Annotated in this window: 24 protein-coding genes and 1 other annotated feature; of the genes, 20 read left to right on the forward strand and 4 right to left on the reverse strand. The window is 48.2% G+C overall.

The window, feature by feature from the left end; genetic code table 11:
- Nucleotides 1–25: 25 nt before the first annotated feature.
- From M3202_RS13530 to M3202_RS13575, 10 genes are all read left to right on the forward strand, one after another.
- Nucleotides 26–814, forward strand: coding sequence for a M23 family metallopeptidase (locus M3202_RS13530; RefSeq protein ID WP_251223867.1), 789 nt, complete (start codon nt 26–28; stop codon nt 812–814).
- Complete coding sequence (locus M3202_RS13535) at nt 783–1,682, forward strand: M50 family metallopeptidase (protein ID WP_251223868.1); 900 nt, start codon at nt 783–785, stop codon at nt 1,680–1,682. The genes M3202_RS13530 and M3202_RS13535 overlap by 32 nt, the downstream gene beginning before the upstream one ends.
- 82 nt (nt 1,683–1,764) lie before the next feature.
- Nucleotides 1,765–3,270 carry an Rne/Rng family ribonuclease gene (locus M3202_RS13540; protein ID WP_251223869.1) on the forward strand — a complete coding sequence of 502 codons (1,506 nt, stop codon included), beginning with the start codon at nt 1,765–1,767 and terminating at the stop codon, nt 3,268–3,270.
- A gap of 66 nt (nt 3,271–3,336) precedes the next feature.
- Nucleotides 3,337–3,409, forward strand: a sequence feature (ribosomal protein L21 leader region).
- 12 nt (nt 3,410–3,421) lie between these two features.
- A complete protein-coding gene (rplU, locus tag M3202_RS13545; protein WP_251192490.1) occupies nt 3,422–3,730 on the forward strand; it encodes a 50S ribosomal protein L21 in 309 nt (102 codons plus the stop codon).
- A gap of 7 nt (nt 3,731–3,737) precedes the next feature.
- Entirely contained in the window at nt 3,738–4,079 is a 342-nt protein-coding gene (locus M3202_RS13550) for a ribosomal-processing cysteine protease Prp (protein ID WP_251223870.1), read from the forward strand.
- A gap of 5 nt (nt 4,080–4,084) precedes the next feature.
- Nucleotides 4,085–4,363 carry a 50S ribosomal protein L27 gene (gene rpmA / locus M3202_RS13555; RefSeq protein ID WP_251192492.1) on the forward strand — a complete coding sequence of 93 codons (279 nt, stop codon included), beginning with the start codon at nt 4,085–4,087 and terminating at the stop codon, nt 4,361–4,363.
- A 129-nt stretch (nt 4,364–4,492) separates the two neighbouring features.
- A complete protein-coding gene (locus tag M3202_RS13560) occupies nt 4,493–5,290 on the forward strand; it encodes an AraC family transcriptional regulator (RefSeq protein ID WP_251223871.1) in 798 nt (265 codons plus the stop codon).
- A gap of 62 nt (nt 5,291–5,352) precedes the next feature.
- Nucleotides 5,353–5,712 carry a nuclear transport factor 2 family protein gene (locus M3202_RS13565; protein WP_251223872.1) on the forward strand — a complete coding sequence of 120 codons (360 nt, stop codon included), beginning with the start codon at nt 5,353–5,355 and terminating at the stop codon, nt 5,710–5,712.
- Between the two features lie 2 nt (nt 5,713–5,714).
- The gene (locus M3202_RS13570; RefSeq protein WP_251223873.1) at nt 5,715–6,347 is read left to right on the forward strand and encodes a dihydrofolate reductase family protein; all 633 of its coding nucleotides are present in this window, start codon (nt 5,715–5,717) and stop codon (nt 6,345–6,347) included.
- Nucleotides 6,344–6,943, forward strand: a complete 600-nt coding sequence (locus M3202_RS13575; RefSeq protein WP_251223874.1) for a dihydrofolate reductase family protein — start codon at nt 6,344–6,346, stop codon at nt 6,941–6,943. Before M3202_RS13570 ends, M3202_RS13575 begins: the two co-directional genes overlap by 4 nt.
- 75 nt (nt 6,944–7,018) lie before the next feature.
- Here the strand turns inward: M3202_RS13575 and M3202_RS13580 are convergent, their stop codons facing one another.
- The 3 genes from M3202_RS13580 to M3202_RS13590 all read right to left on the reverse strand — a co-directional run bounded on the left by M3202_RS13580 (nt 7,019) and on the right by M3202_RS13590 (nt 9,113).
- The gene (locus tag M3202_RS13580) at nt 7,019–7,819 is read right to left on the reverse strand and encodes an SDR family NAD(P)-dependent oxidoreductase (RefSeq protein WP_251223875.1); all 801 of its coding nucleotides are present in this window, start codon (nt 7,817–7,819) and stop codon (nt 7,019–7,021) included.
- A gap of 239 nt (nt 7,820–8,058) precedes the next feature.
- Nucleotides 8,059–8,445: a hypothetical protein gene (locus M3202_RS13585; RefSeq protein WP_251223876.1), complete on the reverse strand. Its 387-nt coding sequence runs from the start codon at nt 8,443–8,445 to the stop codon at nt 8,059–8,061.
- A gap of 29 nt (nt 8,446–8,474) precedes the next feature.
- Nucleotides 8,475–9,113: a PsbP-related protein gene (locus M3202_RS13590; RefSeq protein ID WP_251223877.1), complete on the reverse strand. Its 639-nt coding sequence runs from the start codon at nt 9,111–9,113 to the stop codon at nt 8,475–8,477.
- A 151-nt stretch (nt 9,114–9,264) separates the two neighbouring features.
- Between M3202_RS13590 and M3202_RS13595 the strand changes: the two genes are divergently transcribed.
- Together M3202_RS13595 and M3202_RS13600 are read left to right on the forward strand one after the other, a co-directional pair.
- Nucleotides 9,265–10,014 carry a TIGR00266 family protein gene (locus tag M3202_RS13595; protein WP_251223878.1) on the forward strand — a complete coding sequence of 250 codons (750 nt, stop codon included), beginning with the start codon at nt 9,265–9,267 and terminating at the stop codon, nt 10,012–10,014.
- 42 nt (nt 10,015–10,056) lie between these two features.
- On the forward strand, nt 10,057–10,338 hold the full coding sequence (locus M3202_RS13600; RefSeq protein ID WP_251223879.1) for a hypothetical protein: 282 nt from the start codon (nt 10,057–10,059) through the stop codon (nt 10,336–10,338).
- 59 nt (nt 10,339–10,397) lie between these two features.
- On the opposite strand, the gene M3202_RS13605 is transcribed toward M3202_RS13600, so the two are convergent.
- Nucleotides 10,398–10,961 (reverse strand): response regulator transcription factor, encoded by a 564-nt coding sequence (locus M3202_RS13605; protein WP_251223880.1) that lies wholly within the window; start codon nt 10,959–10,961, stop codon nt 10,398–10,400.
- A gap of 270 nt (nt 10,962–11,231) precedes the next feature.
- Between M3202_RS13605 and M3202_RS13610 the strand changes: the two genes are divergently transcribed.
- The 8 genes from M3202_RS13610 to pstC all read left to right on the forward strand — a co-directional run bounded on the left by M3202_RS13610 (nt 11,232) and on the right by pstC (nt 18,846).
- Entirely contained in the window at nt 11,232–11,975 is a 744-nt protein-coding gene (locus tag M3202_RS13610; protein ID WP_251223881.1) for an MBL fold metallo-hydrolase, read from the forward strand.
- A 131-nt stretch (nt 11,976–12,106) separates the two neighbouring features.
- Nucleotides 12,107–12,457 (forward strand): ArsR/SmtB family transcription factor, encoded by a 351-nt coding sequence (locus M3202_RS13615; protein ID WP_251223882.1) that lies wholly within the window; start codon nt 12,107–12,109, stop codon nt 12,455–12,457.
- Between the two features lie 25 nt (nt 12,458–12,482).
- Nucleotides 12,483–13,790: an arsenic transporter gene (locus tag M3202_RS13620; protein WP_285890482.1), complete on the forward strand. Its 1,308-nt coding sequence runs from the start codon at nt 12,483–12,485 to the stop codon at nt 13,788–13,790.
- An 11-nt stretch (nt 13,791–13,801) separates the two neighbouring features.
- Entirely contained in the window at nt 13,802–14,224 is a 423-nt protein-coding gene (gene arsC, locus M3202_RS13625) for an arsenate reductase (thioredoxin) (RefSeq protein ID WP_251223883.1), read from the forward strand.
- Nucleotides 14,225–14,548: 324 nt separating this feature from the next.
- The gene (locus M3202_RS13630; protein ID WP_390188857.1) at nt 14,549–15,994 is read left to right on the forward strand and encodes a SulP family inorganic anion transporter; all 1,446 of its coding nucleotides are present in this window, start codon (nt 14,549–14,551) and stop codon (nt 15,992–15,994) included.
- A gap of 97 nt (nt 15,995–16,091) precedes the next feature.
- Nucleotides 16,092–16,514: a universal stress protein gene (locus tag M3202_RS13635; RefSeq protein WP_349775620.1), complete on the forward strand. Its 423-nt coding sequence runs from the start codon at nt 16,092–16,094 to the stop codon at nt 16,512–16,514.
- A gap of 239 nt (nt 16,515–16,753) precedes the next feature.
- Nucleotides 16,754–17,782 (forward strand): PstS family phosphate ABC transporter substrate-binding protein, encoded by a 1,029-nt coding sequence (locus M3202_RS13640; RefSeq protein ID WP_251223885.1) that lies wholly within the window; start codon nt 16,754–16,756, stop codon nt 17,780–17,782.
- Between the two features lie 107 nt (nt 17,783–17,889).
- Complete coding sequence (gene pstC / locus M3202_RS13645) at nt 17,890–18,846, forward strand: phosphate ABC transporter permease subunit PstC (RefSeq protein ID WP_251223886.1); 957 nt, start codon at nt 17,890–17,892, stop codon at nt 18,844–18,846.

Here is an 18,846-nt window from a genome sequence, read left to right on the forward strand (position 1 = left end):
GCTTGGCAAAAAGAGGGGGGAGGACATGTCCGATCGGTTAAACAAGGTACGCAGAGAATTGGAAAAAAAGAGACGGCAGATTGACAGCAGTCGAAAAGGACGGGAGCGAGCGATTCCCCTGCTGATGAACCGTCATGAGGAGTCGAGAGAAGATTTTGACGTGTATGTTCACCAGGAGAAGGAGGAGCGGGAGCATCGCGGAAAGCCAGGTGACTTTCTTGTCTTTCGGATTATGACAGCGGTTTGTTTGGCGCTCGTAATCGCGATTCTGTTTAAGTCTAATTCTCCACAGCTTGATGGAATGAAGGCATTTATTACGGATGCCTATGAACAGGAGCTGCAATTTGCGGCAATTGCCAACTGGTATGAAAACCAGTTTGGAAGGCCGCTTGCTCTCGTGCCGGTCAACCAGGAGGTCGCTCAGGGTGATCCAGAGGAGCAGGTCGAAATGGTCTATGCTTTGCCGGCGGCCGGGACGATCCGTGAAGATTTCCAGCAAAACGGCAGCGGTATTTTGATTGAAACCGGGCTTGAGGCTGAGGTTGAAGCCGTGAAAGGCGGATATGTGATTTCAGTCGGGGAACGGGAGGAAGAGAACCTTGGAAAAACGGTAGTCGTTCAACATTATGACGGAACAGAGTCACTTTATGGGATGCTTGATGACATCGGTGTGAAGATGTATGACCATATCCAGGCAGGGGCGAAGATCGGCACCGTCTCCATTAATGAAGAGGCGCAAAAAGGAATTTTTTATTTCGCATTAAAAAAGGACGAACATTATATTGATCCAACAGATGTCCTTTCCTTTGAATAAGATGCGCGATTTGCTGATCAAAGTCAAAATCAACCCTTTGTTTTGGCTAGTGCTCGGGATCGGGGTTGCTACTGGATACTTCCGTGAAGTGCTGATGGTTTTTCTGATTGTGTTTATTCATGAGCTGGGGCATGCTTTCGCTGCGATTGCTTTTAAATGGCGGATTTACAAAATAGAGCTGCTCCCATTTGGTGGCGTGGCAGAAGTGGATCATGGCGGGAATCGTCCCATTTACGAAGAAGCGATCGTCGTTATCGCCGGGCCTTTGCAGCATCTTTGGATGATGCTCGCCTCATTTGCCTGCATCGGGCTGCCTTTTTGGAGCGCAGCTGATCATCAGCTGTTTGTCTGGCACAATCTGATGATCCTCGGCTTTAATCTCATTCCTATACTTCCGCTTGACGGAGGACGGCTGCTCCATCTCTGGCTCACGGCTGTGTTGCCTTATCAGAAAGCGTTGCTGCGGGCGCGTCAGCTTTCAATCGGGGCGCTCGTGTTGCTCGTGTTGCTCAGCGCGGTCTATTTTCCGTTTCATTTGAATTTATGGGTCGTGATTTCCTTTTTGCTGCTGGCCAATTATTTTGAGTGGAAACAGCGCCATTATCATTTCATGCGCTTTCTTATGACTCGCTCAAATGAAAGCGCAGCTCGGCGCCATTCTGTCATCCGCCTTAAGGATTCACTCGCCGTGCGGGACGCGGTCAAGCAATTACGGAGAGGCTACCGGCACGACTTTCGCATTTACCGGCCGTGGCAGGCATCTGTCGCTCACGTAACGGAAGCAGAGCTCGTGCAAGCTTTTTTTCAAATGAAAAACCATCACGCCCCTCTTTCCTCATTCCCTTTTGCTCAGGACGACAGAAGATAAGGCAGGATAATTGTCGAGCAGCGGGGACAAGAATAAGGTACAATAGAGAGAAGAATGTTCATGAATAAAAGGGGTTACGAGTGTGAAAAAGATCTACTTCAATATGGCGACGAGAGAACGGCGGGCGGCGATTGTGGAGAACGGCGAAGTGGTCGAGCTGATGATAGAGCGTCCGGTACATAACCGTGTGGTCAGCAATGTTTACCGTGGGAAGGTGGTCAATGTGCTGCCGGGGATGCAGGCGGCATTCATCGATATTGGACGAGACAAAAACGGCTTTCTGTACCGTGATGACTTGCTTTCTTTTCATTTATCAACGGAGGATGAGGCCGAGAAAAAGCGCAGAAGTATTTCCGAATTTGTGAAGGAAGGGGAAGAGATCCTTGTACAGGTGACAAAAGAAGGCTTCGGGACAAAAGGGCCGCGCTTGACGGGAGTCGTCTCATTTCCGGGAAAATTTATCGTTTATATGCCACAGGGAGGCTATGTCGGGGTGTCGCGCCGCTTTTCCTCCGAGGAAGAGCGGGAGCGCTTGCGACAGGTGGGAGAATCCTTGCTGGAAGGAGATGAAGGGCTGATTATTCGGACGTCCTGTGAAGGTCAGTCAGCGGAAGTGATCGCAAGCGAGCTGCAATTCATGCGCGAGCGCTGGCACAAGCTATGGGAGCAGGAAAAGCATCGTAAGGCTCCTGCGCTCATTCATCAGGATACCGGCTTAATTGAGCGGATTATGCGCGATTTTTCTTTTGCCACGGTCAGCGAAATCGTTGTTGACCACCTTGAAGAATACCGCCAGCTAAAGGGACTGCTTGCTCCTTATGGTCAGGGGGAAACGACACTCCGCCTCTATCATGAAAAGGAGAACATCTTTACTGCGTTCGGGATTGAAAAAGAACTGGAACGGGCGATGAAACGGCAGGTCTGGCTGAAAAACGGCGCTTATCTGATGATCGATCAAACGGAGGCGCTGACGGTGATCGATGTCAATACCGGTAAATTCACCGGTAAGACAAATCTCCATGACACGATTCGCAAAACGAATGCCGAAGCGGCAAAGGAAATTGCCAAACAGCTGCGCCTCCGTGATATTTCCGGCATCATTATCATTGACTTCATCGATATGAAGCGTGAGGACGATCAGAAATATGTCCTGGAGACCTTTGAACAGGCGCTCAAGGGTGACCGGACGAAAACGAGCATTCACGGCCTTACCGGACTTGGCCTCGTGGAGATGACGAGGAAAAAAATCAGGCAGAACTTGCAGGCAAGCTTATCGAAAGCATGCCCGACGTGCGGCGGCAAAGGAGCAGTGCTGTCAGATGAAGCACAGGCGTTTAAGATTGAGCGTCAGCTTTGGGAATATCGCGGAATGGGGGAGGAAGCGCTTCTGCTTGAGCTGCCATCCCATGTCGCGACCGTTTTATTCGGGGCGAAATCGGAGCATTTGAAAAGGCTGGAAGAGGCGCTTGGCTTTCGGATCCTTGTCTTTCCAAACCGGAAAATGGCCGAGGAAAGCTTCGCGATCCGCTTTATCGGCACGCTGACTGAGGCTTCCGCCCAGCTTGAGCGATTGAAGGCGGGAGTATAAAGCAGCCGTTGACAGAGCTGCTTTATTTGTGCTAAAATAGCGCTTGTTAGTTATTTGGTCGCACCCAAACGACTACAACCGCTCAGAGAAGGTCGCAAACGGATTTTTCCTACCTTTGATGGCGAGTCTGAGTATATGAGGAGGTGCAAGTATGTACGCAATTATTGAAACTGGTGGAAAGCAAATCAAAGTTCAAGAAGGCCAGGAAGTTTACATTGAGAAATTGGACGCAGAAGCTGGAGAAACAGTGAGCTTCGACAACGTTCTTTTTGTCGGTGGCGATGAAGTGAAGGTTGGTGCTCCTTTTGTTGAGGGCGCTACTGTAACGGCTAAGGTTGAAAAGCATGGTCGTCAAAAGAAAATCATCGTTTGGAAAATGAAGGCGAAAAAGAATTACCGTCGTAAGCAAGGTCACCGTCAGCCGTACACGAAAGTGGTAATCGAAAAGATTAACGCCTAAGTGTCCGATGATTACGGTAAAAGTAAAACGCAATGATAACGCTGAGATCGTTTCTTTTACGATGAGTGGACATGCAGACTCCGGTCCGTATGGGTACGATCTCGTTTGCGCTGGCGCTTCAGCCGTTTCGATTGGAGCTGTAAATGCGATCATCTCCCTATGTCAGGTCGATCCTGAGATTGAAATGGAGGAGAATGGTGGCTTTCTCCGCTGTACCGTTCCGATGGATGTAGAACGTGCGACATTTGAGAAAGTCCAGCTTTTGCTCGAGGCGATGCTCGTGTCGCTGCAGTCGATCGCTGAAGAATACAGTAAGCATATTGAAATTGACGATAAATATGGGAGGTGAATTCCATGTTGAAAATGAATCTACAATTTTTCGCATCGAAAAAAGGGGTAGGTAGTACGAAGAACGGTCGTGACTCACGTTCAAAGCGCCTTGGTGCTAAGCGTGCTGACGGTCAAGCGGTAACAGGCGGTTCGATTCTTGTTCGCCAACGCGGTACTCGTGTTTACCCTGGTGTGAATGTCGGTAAAGGTGGAGACGATACACTTTTTGCGAAGGTTGACGGTGTTGTGAAATATGAGCGCGTCGGTCGTGATCGCAAGCAAGTGAGCGTGTATCCTGCATAATAAGGAAGAGGGTGTCCTGAAGCGAAGGCTTTTGGGCACCCTCTTTACACATCAGTCATGAGGAAGCTTGCTCGGTGTTTATTTTCTGAATATTTAGAACTATACTATTTTCAAGAAAGGGGGGAGGAGATGAAGGACTGGACAAAAGAAAAGGCGGTTGATCAGGTGCTCGATTATATTCACAACCACCTTGATGCACCGCTTTCTTTAGAACAGCTTGCAAGCGAAGCGGCGTATAGCCCGTATCATTTTTCGCGTCTTTTCAAGGAAAGAACGGGTCTTTCCCCGCATTATTACATCGCATCCCTCCGTCTCCAGCACGCAAAGGAATTGCTGCTGACGACAAACTTGACGATCCGTGATATCGGGATGGAAATCGGCCAGCAAAGCCTCGGAACATTTACAACGCGATTTACGGAACGGGTCGGGATGACGCCTGCTTTTTTTCGGCGCTCCGAGGAGCTTACCGAGCAGCTAATTGGCCGCTTGCAGGATGCCGGGGAGTGGAAGGCGCTCCTCCCTGTTCAACCAGGTGGCGGTGTGGTAGAAGGCAGCATCCAGTCAGCCCATCCAATTTCGGGTGTGATTCTTGTCGGCTTGTTTACGAAACCGATTCCGGAAGGCTTGCCCGCTTATGGAACATTGCTCGCCTCCCCAGGAGAGTTTTCATTTTCCGGCGTCGAACCGGGTACATACTTTTTATTGGCTACATCGGTAGAGTGGGGGACGGCTGCGCAAAGCATTTTAGTTCCGCACGAGACATTGCGCTGCCGCTCCCCGTATCCGATTATCATCTCCGGTCGGAACCGGGTGCCCTATCAAGCATTATCATTGCATCCACCGCGCATCGGCGAACCGCCAATTTTAATTTCCTTGCCTATTTTAATGAAGAAATTTCTTAGCGAGCAGCTTCTTCGCAAAATATAAGAAATGTTGACCCGCAACTCTGTCTATAATGAAAGACAAATGGCTGATAAGGAGTGGCGGACATGACAAATGATGAAACATTTATTCGGGAGTTTGACCAGGCTTTTACTTCCGGCAACCTTACGTGGATTGCCGAGCATGTGGTGGAGGATATTGAATGGACTGTAATTGGCGAGCCTGCATTGAAAGGGAAACAGGCCCTGCTTGATGGAATCTCGCAAATGATGGCGCAGCCGCTGGAGGAGCATCAGTTGCTACGGGTTGTCGCCAATCAGCAGTGGGCCGTCGTGGAAGGCACAATGGAGATGGAGGTTGAACAAGGGATCAGACATGCCTTCTCTGTTTGTGATCTGTACGATCTGGAGGACGGAAAAGTGAAAGCGCTGACGACTTATGTTGTTGATCGCGGAGAGGTGAAATAGCGATGGCCGCATTTGCTGATTTGTCGATCTCGCTTGACGGATTTATCACCGGACCGGACAGTTCCGAAGAGCATCCTCTTGGAACGGGCGGTCGTATTCTCCATGAATGGGTCTATCAGCTTGGCAGCTGGCGGGAGCGTCACGGTCTGGACGGAGGAATGGAGAGTCACGAGTCGGCTCATTTGCAGTCGTTGATTGATCGGACGGGGGCGGTGATCATCGGGCGGACAATGTTCGACCACGGTGAGCGTTATTGGGGGAGTCGTCCTCCTTTTCACGTTCCTGTTTTCGTCCTGACTCATGAGCCGCGCCCTCCGCAGGAAATGGAAGGCGGCACTACCTTTATCTTCTGGACGGACGGTTTGGCTGCGGCTTATCAAGCGGCCAAAGCGGCAGCGGGTGAAAAGGAGATTTCAGTTGGCGGGGGAGCGGACGTCGTGCAGCAATGTCTTGCGGCTGGTCTTCTTAATGAGCTTCATTTGCACATCGTCCCGGTACTGCTCGGTGACGGAGTAAGGCTGTTCGAACATCGCGGTAATCATTTACCGAATCTGGAGCTGACAAGCCAATCGACGAGTGGCTCGGTGATCCATGCCAGCTTTCGCGTCAGCCAGAGCGGAGGGGGCGTTCAATGAGCCGAAAGCGCAACAGACAGGTGATTTATTCGATGATGGTCTCACTTGACGGGTATATGGAAGCGCGCGATGGAGCGATTGACTGGTCGGTGCCGGATGAAGAGCTGCATCAGCATTTCAATGACTTTGAGCAGGAAATTGATACTCATCTTTACGGGCGACGCATGTATGAGAATATGGCCGGGTATTGGACGAAAGCCGGAGACAATCCGGAGGCAGCGGCTGTCGAAAAAGAGTATGCCCGTATTTGGAATCAATCGGAAAAAATTGTCTTTTCCACTACGTTGGAACAGGTCGGGGAACATGCGCGGATTATACGTGACAATCTGCCTGAAGCGGTTCGCGCTTTAAAAGCTGAAGAAGGCCGGGATATGGACCTAGGCGGGGCGAGCATCGCCGCTTCGTTTATCGAGCATGACTTAGTCGATGAGTACCGCCTCTACTTTCACCCGATTGTGCTTGGAGGCGGGAAGCGGATGTTTCCTGAATTAACAGAGTACCGGCAGCTGCGCTTGCTGGAAACACGCCAATTTGGCTGCGGGGTCGTGCTTTTGCGTTACGCCAGGAAAGAGGCGGAGGGGGAGGCCGGCGTTTGAGCTTGTCGTCCTTTCATCACGTATATATAAATAAAACGAGGGGGAAAGTGGCTGGCTTTCCTCCCCGTTTTTTTATTAGCGCAGCACGCTGCCACCGGAAATTTTGACTGATTCGCCGATGATGTTATCAGCGGCTGCTGAAGCGAGAAAGGCAATCGTGTTTGCCACATCCTGCGGGCTCGTAAAATGACCTGAAGGGATGCTTTCCTTCGCTTTTGTCATTTGGTGCTCAAAAGACGTTCGACTGTGGGCTGCTTTCCGTCTGATTGCTTCAAGCGCCATGTCGGTTTCGACGTAGCCTGGACAAACGGCATTGACCCGGACGTGATGTTCAATCGCTTCAAGCGCGAAGGAATGGGTAAAGCCGATTAAGGCAAATTTTGAAGCGGCATAGGCTGTATTTCCATATGTACCGCGTAAGCCGGATAATGACGCAACGTTAATAATCGCTCCATGCCCTTTCTCTTTCATCTGCCGATACACTTGCTGTGTCAGCAAAACAGTCGACGTATAGTTAATGTGCATGATCCGCTCCATATCGTCCTGAGTCAGCCGCTCAACAACAGACCCGCCGGAGACACCAGCCGAATTGACGAGAATCGAAATCGGTCCCAGCTCATCCTTGGCTGCTGCACAAAGCTCATCCCGCTGTTCGGCATTTGTCAGATCCGCAGCATGCACATAGATCGAAGCGTCCGGCACCTGCTGCTCGATCTCCTGTTTGAGCGCGTTGAGCTTCTGCCGCCGCCGTCCGCTAATCGTGATAGCAGCTCCCATGCCAGCCAGCACTTTTGCCGTTTCCGCTCCTATTCCTCCTGTCGCTCCAGTGACTAAGGCGTGCTGCTCAGCAAGAGCGAAAGTAGAAAAAATCGTCATCGTTTCCATCCTCCTCAAAAATGATTGGTAACTGCTATTCTATACCCTTCACATGGGATCGTAAATCGTGATGAGGAAGAAACGAAAGAGGACCCATCATTTACTGGGAAAGGATAGGGGTGAAAAGAAGCTGCAAAAAAGTAATCGTTCGCCAGGCTAAAAAAGAAGGCATAGATGGAAGAGACGCATCCATCTATGCCTGTACATTGTAGATAAAACCGGTTATGCGCAAGTCGTCGTTAGTTCTCTACTACCTGAAAAGTAAGCGTCTCTTTCAGTTTATCATCAATATAAAGATGCACTTCATAGTCTCCGGGAGGCCAGCCATTATCCGGCCTTGAAACATGGAAGCTGAAATTTGCCGTGACATGCACCGATTCAAGTTCATAAAAATCAATTTCTGTTGGCGGTTCTGTTTCAAGATAAACCCAAACGGCTTTCATGACGGTGCCGTCCGGGGCGTTGTTCAAAATCCCTGTCAAATGAACGATGGGTGAATCTACTGTGAAATGATCTGCACGTATGACCGGCCGGTTAGATGAATCAATCTCAGCTGCAAATTGCAAGTCAGAATAATGGGCAGTAGTAAAACTGAAACTGCAGGAAACCAAAAACAGCACCAGCATGACCACTAAACAACTGAAATGCATTTTCATTAGAATGTGAGCGATTCGATGATCTGAGTGTAGGCCTCATAATATTGGTTGAAATTGTTCATCTCAGCCGTGTATGTGAAAACAAATGCCCTGTCATTATTAATGAACAGTAATGCTTCATAAGCCAATTGAAGATCTCCCTGTGTGCCTGTGTATTCAAGATAGTGTACATCTGGCTGCGCTTCATCAGTCGCCTCTACTGTTTCCGAGGAGGTCAGTTCAAAATCCGGTACTTCGTTTTGAACATTGGCAAGCAAGATCTCAGTCAGCTCCTCCAGCGACAGGGACTGACCGTCCAAATGATTTAATTGGACTGATACATTTTCCATAAAAGGATCATCCTCGCTCTCACGTGAGGAGACGAAACCGAGCATTGTTTCGTTTACTTCCTGCAAAGTCCAATCCCCCGGGTATTCAACGCTGAAAGCGAATTGGTCATTCGTGTACGTTTGTACTCCTTCGGCCCCGGCGGTTTCTTCACCAGCTTCCTCTTCGGCGGTATCTTCATCGGAGCTTTCGACTTCGGACGGCGCCTCTTCCTCAGTGCTGCTGTCGACTTCTTCTCCGCATGCTGCAAGCAAAAGAATCAAGTGGAAAGAGAGTACGGCAACGAGCCATGTTTTCATTTTTTTTCTCATCTTTGTTGTTCCTCCTAGAATCATAAGACTTTTTGCTTATTAACTATAAGTCATCCCCCTGCCGAAAAAAATCCCCTAATCAGGGGATTTTTATATGAAAAATGTTGCCTTATAGTGAGTTTATAGCAGGAACAGAAAAAGGAGAATGAAGATGAACGCGCATGAAATTGATTATCATATTTACGGAAATGATATGCAATTTGTCGAGATCGAGCTTGATCCGGGTGAAAGCGTCGTCGCGGAAGCCGGGGCTTTCATGATGATGGAGGATGGAATCAACATGGAGACGATTTTTGGCGATGGAAGTAATGAAAGGAAAGGCTTCGTCGGGAAATTATGGGGGGCCGGTAAAAGATTGTTAACAGGCGAAAGCCTGTTCATGACGCTTTTTTCAAACGAACATCAGGGAAAGCAAAAGGTTTCCTTCGCCGCTCCTTATCCGGGCGCGATCGTGCCTATGGATTTAAGTGAACTGGACGGAAGGATCATCTGTCAGAAGGAGGCATTTTTATGCGCGGCGAAAGGAGTTTCATTAGGGATTGCCTTTCAACGCAAGCTCGGAGCTGGATTTTTCGGTGGGGAAGGTTTTATCATGCAAAAGCTGGAAGGGGATGGAGTGGCTTTTCTCCATGCCGGAGGAACGCTTTACGAGCGGGAGCTGCGGCCGGGGGAAGGAATCCGGGTCGACACGGGGTGCCTGGTCGCGCTGACCCAGGGAGTTGAATATAATATTGAATTTGTCGGCGGCGTCAAATCGGCTTTCTTTGGCGGAGAAGGGTTTTTCTTCGCCACATTGCGCGGCCCCGGAAAGGTATGGCTGCAATCGTTGCCGTTCAGCCGTCTCGCGGATCGTCTTATCTCTGCCTCCGGTATCCGCAACGAAATGAACGATGATGAGTAAAACCGGCATTGCCTTACGAAGCTGGAGCAAGGATGATGGGAATTGAATATGGGAAGAATGAAAAAAAACTTGTTGTTGATTCTGATTGTTGCCAGCCAGCTGTTTTTCGCCGCTTCCCTCTTTATTGGGGTGGTGATGTGGGGTTTCTCAGGAAAGGTGTTATCCGTATTTTTTTGCTTGCTTATTGTTTATTTGGTCGCAATTGTTCTGGCGTCTGTAAAGAGCTGGAATGGTTTTAAGAAGAAGGAACATCGCCGTTCGCTGCTGTGGCTTTTGCTCCCGTATGCCTGGTTCGGGATCCTTTACCTGTTCTTATTTGTATAAGAGCCTTTCCTCGAAAGGAAAGCATGAACGGCCGTCGAAACCAGGCCGTTGGGATTGCATTACTCGCAAAGATTTAATTGCCGGGCGCGCTGAAAAACCTGAATCCGATTATGCACATTAAGCTTTCTGTAAATATTTTTTATATGGGAGTTAACAGTCTCGGTTGACACATGAAGCTGATTTGCGATCTGCTTGTTCGACAGCCCTTCTGTAAGTAATTGAACGACCTCTCTTTCCTTCTGGGTTAGCTTCATTTTTTCTTGGTAACTATTTTTCGGGAACGGGGATCTGTTCGTAAGTCGGTGGCCGACGATAGACGCCATTAGACTATCGAGTGCATATAAATCAAAGATTTGAACCGTGTAATGCTCATACCGCGTGACAAAGGTAGCTTTTTTGGCCGGTTCAGGCTGGTGAAGCAGATCGGAAAGTGTCAGCCGTTTCACTTCGGGCATCGCGGCGTTAAGAAATGCGAGCTGAATGGGATGAGTCTGCATATAATCATAGGCGTCCCGCAGGCAGGAAAACGAACGGCAAATGTCGATCTCGTTTCTCATGGTCAGCTTCTTCTTTACCTGTTTGACTGACAATTCATCATAATCGATGATAATGGCTTTTAGCATATAGAAACCCCCGTAAACTATTTCTCGTGTACAATAGGATTTCAGTTTACAAAACGCCAATGAAAGAATTATGAAAGAAATCCACTGCGAAATGGCAAAAGCTTTGCAGCTGTAAGGGTCACGGCTTTTCATAACGACAACGGGAACGACTGAAACAGCAATTGCCTTATGAGTGAGCAACGGGAGCTGGGTTTTCTCAGGTGGAAGCTGAAAACAATTTGACGGGATCAGTTCGTTCTTTTACGATGGAAGAAACAGGGGGTGAAGCTCGTGAAAGTAACGGTAATTGGCTATTGGCACGGTTTTCCCGAAAAAGACGAGGCGACATCAGGGTATTTGCTTGAGCACGAACAATGTAAATTGCTAATTGACTGTGGCAGCGGGGTGCTCGCTAAGCTCCAGTCGTATTGTAAAGTAGAAGAGCTCGATGCGGTCGTTCTCTCTCATTATCATCATGACCATAAAGCGGATCTTGGGCCACTGCAATACGCGAGCATTATAAAAGCTGCCGAGTATCCGGATAAGCAGCTTCCGATTTACGGGCATCGTATGGATGAAGAACAGTTTGCCGGGCTGACATTTCAGCATGTCACAACCGGGGTCGAATATAAAGAGGAAGAACAGGCAATGATCGGCCCGTTTACGTTTCAATTTTTGCGGACAAGGCACCCGGTCCCGTGCTACGCAATGAAAATCACAGTGACGGACGGAGCATCGCTCGTGTATACAGCGGATACGAGCTATTTTGATCAGCTTGCTGATTTTTCTGCGGGTGCTGATTTGCTGATAGCCGAATGCAGTGGCTATGCAGGAGAGAAGGTGACGCAATTCGGGCATATGACGAGCAGCTGCGTCGGCAAGCTCGCCGCACGGGCTCAGCCGCGTCAAGTGCTTCTTAGTCACTTGCCTCACCACGGGAAGCATCAGCAGCTGATTCGCGAGGTTCTGGACGACTATCAAGGGGCTGTGGCGACAGCGAAAACAGGCTGGCAATACGAGCTGGCAGGAGAGTAAGACGAGAGAGAGCCGATGGAGTGATCTACAAATAGTGTGGATCACTTCTTTTTTGTCCAATAAAATAAGCAATTGATTATATAAGTATATAGTTATATAATAAACGAAAAATAGAGGAAGGAAAGGTGAGGATGAGCGAAATGGTTGCTCCGGTTGAAATGGACGCGGCGGCAAAGGTTTTCAAGCTGTTAGGAGATAAAACGAGACTAACAATCGTTACCTGTTTGATGGAAGATGAATGCTGTGTTTGTGAATTTGTCGAACTGTTTGGCATGAGCCAGCCTGCTGTCAGCCAGCATGTACGCAAGCTCCGTGATGCCGGGCTCGTAGAGGAAGAGCGTAGAGGTCAATGGGTTTTTTATCGAATCAATCAAACGCATCCCTTATACCCGCTTGTCGAAAGCGTCGTCCGCCACCTGCCTGAACAGAAAAGCAGGCTGCTCGACTTAGCGGAGCGGGGCTTGCGCGTCTGCTGTAAATAAATAGCTTTAGTAAAGGAGTGGGAGAATGGAAGTGTGGGTAGCAGCTGCAATCTTCCTGGTGACGCTTGTGCTTGTCATCTGGCAGCCAAAAGGTCTTTCGATCGGCTGGTCAGCGACGATTGGGGCCTGTCTGGCGCTGCTAGCCGGTGTTGTTGATTTGCAGGATGTAGCAACGGTCACAGGAATTGTCTGGAATGCGACCGTAACGTTTGTCGCAATTATTATCATTTCATTACTTCTGGATGAAATTGGATTTTTTGAATGGGCAGCCTTACATATGGCACGCTTCGCCAATGGCAGTGGGCTGAAAATGTTTTTGTATGTCTCCGTATTGGGGGCGGTCGTCGCCGCACTTTTTGCCAATGACGGGGCGGCGCTTATTTTAACGCCGATTGTTTTGGCCATGGTTCGGGCTTTGCACTTTAAAGAAGCGATGGTGCTCCCGTTTGTGATGGCGAGCGGCTTTATCGCTGATACGACTTCCCTGCCTTTCCTTGTCAGTAATCTCGTTAATATCGTCTCGGCAGATTTCTTTGGAATTGGCTTTATCGAGTACGCGACCCGCATGGTCGTACCGAACGTATTTGCATTGGCGGCGAGTATGCTCGTTCTCTATCTTTATTTTCGTAAAGATATTCCGCGCCACTATCCATTGGATCAGCTGAAAAAGCCGGTGGAAGCGATTAAGGATAAGAAACTGTTTATGCTTTCCTGGTATATTCTTGCCTTGCTGTTGGCCGGTTATTTCGCAAGCGAATTTATTGACGTACCGGTCTCCTTTATCGCGATGCCGATTGCTTTTCTCTTTTATGGTATCTTTCGCCTTGTCAGCCGGGAGAATCCACAGCTGCGCGCCGCCGGCATCATGAAAGGAGCGCCGTGGGCGATTGTTGTCTTCTCCATCGGAATGTATGTCGTCGTCTACAGCTTGCGCAATGTTGGCTTAACCGATATGCTGGCGGCATTTATTCAGTCGGCAGCCGATGAAGGGCTGTTTGTAGGGACGCTGACGATGGGATTTCTGGCGGCGCTGCTTTCCTCTGTCATGAACAATATGCCAACCGTGATGATCAACGCGCTGGCGATTGCCGAGACGAATACATCCGGGCTGATGCGCGAGGCGTTGATTTACGCCAATGTCATCGGCTCCGATTTAGGTCCGAAAATCACGCCGATCGGTTCATTGGCGACGCTGTTATGGCTCCATGTATTGGCGAAAAAAGGGATGACCATTTCCTGGGGCTATTATTTCAAAGTCGGAATCATTCTGACGATTCCCACTTTATTCATTACGTTATGCGGCTTGTATCTCTGGTTGACCATTTTAGGATAGGAGGGATGACAATGACAAAACCAATCATTTATTTTCTTTGTACAGGCAATTCATGCCGGAGTCAGATTGCCGAAGGCTGGGGGAAAGCCTGCCTTAGCGAGGAATTCGACGTGTACAGCGCCGGCATTGAAGCTCATGGGGTAAATCCGAAAGCGGTGGCGGCAATGAAGGAAGTCGGGATTGATATTAGTGGACAAACTTCTGATACGATTGATCAGGAGCTGCTGCAAAAAGCGGATCTTGTCGTGACGTTATGCGGACACGCCGATGATGTCTGCCCGGCAACGCCGCCTAATAAAAAACGGGAGCATTGGGGATTCGATGATCCGGCTCAGGCTGAAGGAACAGAAGAAGAGAAGTGGGAAGTGTTCAGACGGGTGCGCGATCAGATCGGTGCCCGCATCAAACAGTTTAAAGAAGAGCAGTCAAGTTAACAGGTGGCAGCGAGGGGCTGGGCAAAGGTTGTTTTTACCTTATCCCGGCCCCTACTCTCTTTGTTATCTCAAGCTCTCTTTGTGAAGACTTTTCCAGCCCTGAAAGTGGAACGAAGAATGAGAAAGGAAGGATAGGAAGAAATCATTTGAAAACAAAAGAATTCAAGTGGATAAACAGGATGATAAACGCTTACATCGCGATTTGATTTTAGTCTCAATAATGATAAAATACCTTTTGTTCATAACGGACCCCGACTTTTGTGAGAGTCAAAAGTCGATTAAAAAACTGAATAGGAAAGAGGTGCTTAATTGACCGTTCAATCTATGAAAGAAGAGTGGTTTGGCAATGTGAAGGGCGATGTTTTGGCCGGAATTGTCGTCGCTCTTGCCTTAATCCCTGAAGCGATTGCCTTCTCGATTATCGCTGGTGTTGATCCGATGGTCGGGTTGTATGCCTCCTTTTGCATTGCTGTGGTGATTGCCTTTGTTGGCGGGCGTCCAGGCATGATTTCCGCAGCCACGGGAGCGATGGCGCTCGTCATGGTTACCCTCGTCGCTGATCACGGGCTGCAGTATCTTTTGGCGGCAACCATTTTAACCGGGGTGCTGCAAATCATCTTCGGCGTCTGTAAGCTTGCCCGAGTGATGAAATTTGTCCCGCGCTCGGTGATGGTCGGCTTTGTCAATGCGCTGGCGATCCTGATTTTTATGGCGCAGCTCGAGCAATTTGAGGGAGCGAACTGGGTCATGTATGCCCTTGTCATCGCCACTCTCGTCATTATTTACGGGCTGCCCCGAATTACGAAGGCGATTCCGTCCGCGCTGGCGGCCATTATCGCGATTACCGCCTTTGTGATCTTCATGGACTTGGATCTTCGCACTGTCGGCGATATGGGGGCGTTGACCCAGGAATTACCGTTCTTTTTAATACCTGCGATTCCGCTGACTTTTGAAACGTTGGCGATTATTTTTCCTTATTCCCTGGCGCTGGCGGTCGTCGGTCTGCTTGAATCACTGTTGACGGCCAATATCGTCGACGATATGACCGGAACGGAAAGTGATAAAAATAAAGAAAGCCGCGGGCAGGGAATCGCCAATATTGTGACGGGGTTCTTTGGCGGGATGGCCGGTTGTGCGATGATTGGTCAATCCGTGATCAATGTTAAATCAGGCGGGCGCGGCAGACTGTCAGCTCTTGTCGCCGGCGTATTTCTGATGTTTTTGATTATTGTTCTCGGCGGACTGGTCGTGCAAATTCCGATGGCGGCCTTAGTCGGAGTGATGTTCATGGTTTCCTTAAGTACTTTCGATTGGAGCTCGGTCCGTCACCTTCATAAACTGCCGCGCACGGACGCCTTTGTCATGGTCGTTACGGTCGTGACCGTAGTAATTACGCATAATTTGGCGATCGGGGTCTTTGCCGGTGTATTGCTCAGTATGGTATTCTTTGCTGCGAAAATTTCAAAAGTCGAACTTGAGCAGACGTATATCCATCAATTAGATAAACAGGTTTATAAAGTAAGCGGACAGATTTTCTTTGCTTCTGTCACCGATTTTGTCAATCAGTTTGACTATAAAGTCGCGGTCAAGCTTGTTGAAATTGATTTGAGTGATGCTCATTTATGGGATGACTCGGCAATCGGCGCTTTGGATAAAATTGAAGAAAAATACGCCCAGGAGGGTATCCGTGTCGAATTTGTCGGCTTAAATGCAGAGAGCGAACAACTGAAAAAACGGATTGGGGGTCTGTCGAAGGCTTCCGGACACTAGGCTGAACCAGGCTATCCGCACAAAACATTTGTGGAGAGCCTGGTTTTTCTTTACAATTCTTTACCGGATCTTTACGATGGAAAGAAGGGGAGGGATCATGCGTATGTTCAAGCGGATTTTAGTTCCGGCTGATGGCTCGGATCATTCTTGCCGTGCTGCTGAATATGCGGCTAATTTAGCGCAAACTTTTTCAGCAACGATTATGATTGTTTATGTCGTGGATGGCACGACAGCAAAAACGGATGTTTTAGCTGCGAACAGCAAGTATGAGGTGGAAAAGAAACGGAAAGATAAGCTTGCCCCGGTTATGGAGTTGATAGAGAAAGCCGGTGTCACCTATGAAACACGGTTCATCCATGGAGTGCCGGGACCGGCGATCGTTAAATTTGCCAATGAAGGAAAGTATGACTGCCTTGTAGTCGGCAGCCGCGGTTTAAACCGGCTGCAAACGATGGTTCTTGGAAGCGTCAGTCATAAAGTGGTGAAAAGAGCCAACCTGCCCGTGTTAGTTGTGAAGTAATGCCAATTATATGAGCGAGAAGGACTGCATCTTTTAGAGATGTGGTTCTTTTTATTTTGCTTTAGGCAAGGAGAGGGCAAATTCATTAGAACGACAGAAACCGCGTTCATTTGACAGGCGTTTACAAAACCTTTACATGACGATTAAACGTTCTTAATATTGGGCTACTATACTAGCAATTGTGAGAGGGAAAAGCTTCTCGACAACCATTTTATCGATAGAAAAGGGAGGACAATTCATTGAATTCAAAAAAATTATTATTGTTCCTAGTCATGGCGGCACTAATGGTGATTGTCGCAGCATGTGGAGGCGGTTCGGAGGAACCAGCACAGGGAGAAGATCCTGGTTCTGAAGAAGCAACTGAGCCTGCTACTGGTGACGAAGGTACTGAAGAAGATGCAGCGGGAGAAGAAACAGCTGAATTAGAAGGTAGTGTAGTAATCGACGGTTCAGGTACTGTTTATCCATTAATGGCTGCACTTGCTGAAGAATATATGACAAATGAACAGCCAAATGTATCTGTTGAAGTAAGCCGTGCTGGTACAAGCGCTGGTTTCGGTAGATTCCTGGTTGAAAATGGAACTGATTTCAACGATGCCTCTCGTGAAATTAAAGATGAAGAGTTGGCAGAGGCAGAAGCGGTTGGCTTTGAAGTGAAAGAATTCAAGGTGGCACTTGACGGGTTAACATTCGTTATTAATCCAGAAAATGACTGGGCAACTGAATTAACAGACGAGCAATTGATCAGCATTTTCAAAGCAGATGGCGGCGTAACAAAGTGGTCAGATCTTGATCCAAGCTTCCCGGATGAGGACATTAACCCAATGGGACCAAACGAAAACCACGGAACATATGAGTTCTTCTATGAAAATGTTCTTGAAGAAGCTGATTTAGTAGAAGGCGTTAATCTCCAACAAGAATATTCAACTCTCGTAAACCTTGTTTCTGAGGATCGTAACGCTATCGCGTTCTTCGGCTTCGGATACTATGTGAATAACCAGGATTCCTTACAAGCAGTGAGCGTTGACTTTGGTGAAGGTCCTGTAGAACCATCACTTGACACAATCGCTGAAGATGGCGACTATGCTCAATTCACACGTCCTGTATTCACGTACTTGAATGTTGATATGGCACGAGAAAAGCCGCAAGTTTTAGACTATGCAAAATTCGTAATTGAAAACGTAAATGAATTTGCTGGTCCGACAGGATTTGCTCCACTTCCTGAGGCTGAACTTCAGGAATATGCAGATTTCCTTGCTGGCCTGTAATCAATAAATAAACGAGATAACCGTAATAGGATGAGAGCTGTTAGCAGGTTCTCATCTTATTACATGTAAAAGTAGCGGGTGTAACACCAGAAAGGGTGCTCTTAACAATGGAAGCAAGCAGCGGTATGAAAAAGGGGAACGCTGTTAATGTGAGGGAATTGATCGAGGAAAAGAAGCAGGCAAGAAGTATAAGCCAACTGATGGAAAAACTTATGCCGAAGCTGCTGCTTTTAATTGCCACCATCTCTGTCTTAACGACAATCGGCATTTTGTTCACCCTTCTCACAGAGACGTTCGAGTTTTTCCGCAGAGTGTCACTTGTTGAATTTTTCACTGGAACTGTTTTAAGACCGTTAAGCCAAAATCCTGAATTTGGCGTTTTGCCTTTGATTATGGGAACGATGATTTCCTCGGTGATTGCGATGTGTATCGCGATTCCGGTTGGATTAATGACAGCTATTTATTTGAGTGAGTATGCGTCTGAAAAAGTAAGAAGAACATTTAAGCCTTTATTGGAAGTATTAGCGGGAATTCCGACAATCGTATACGGATTCTTTGCCTTTACGTTTGTCACCCCTATTTTGCGGGCGATTATTCCCGGTCTTGAACCGACGAACATTTTAAGTCCCGGGATTGTGATGGGGATTATGATTATTCCGATGGTTGCGTCTTTATCCGAGGATGCAATGAGCTCTGTACCGAATGCGATGCGCGAGGGAGCTTTAGCACTTGGAGCGACAAAGCTTGAGGTAACTGGAAAAGTAGTTATTCCGGCAGCGATATCCGGAATTATTGCTTCATTTGTTCTTGGGATTTCACGGGCAATTGGAGAAACGATGATCGTGACAATTGCGAGTGGAAGCTCGAAGAATTTTACGTTTGACATTACTCAATCTATGCAGACGATGACTGCGTACATTGTTGAAGTAACCGGCGGCGATGCTCCGGCCGGCTCTACGATATATTACAGCTTATATGCGGTGGCGATGACGCTCTTTGTCTTCACCTTTTTAATGAATTTGCTTGCAAGGTATATCTCCCGCCGCTTCAGGGAGGAATATTAA

The organism is Halalkalibacter oceani (assembly GCF_023715605.1).
GTDB classification, from domain to species: Bacteria; Bacillota; Bacilli; order Bacillales; family Bacillaceae_D; genus Halalkalibacter; species Halalkalibacter oceani.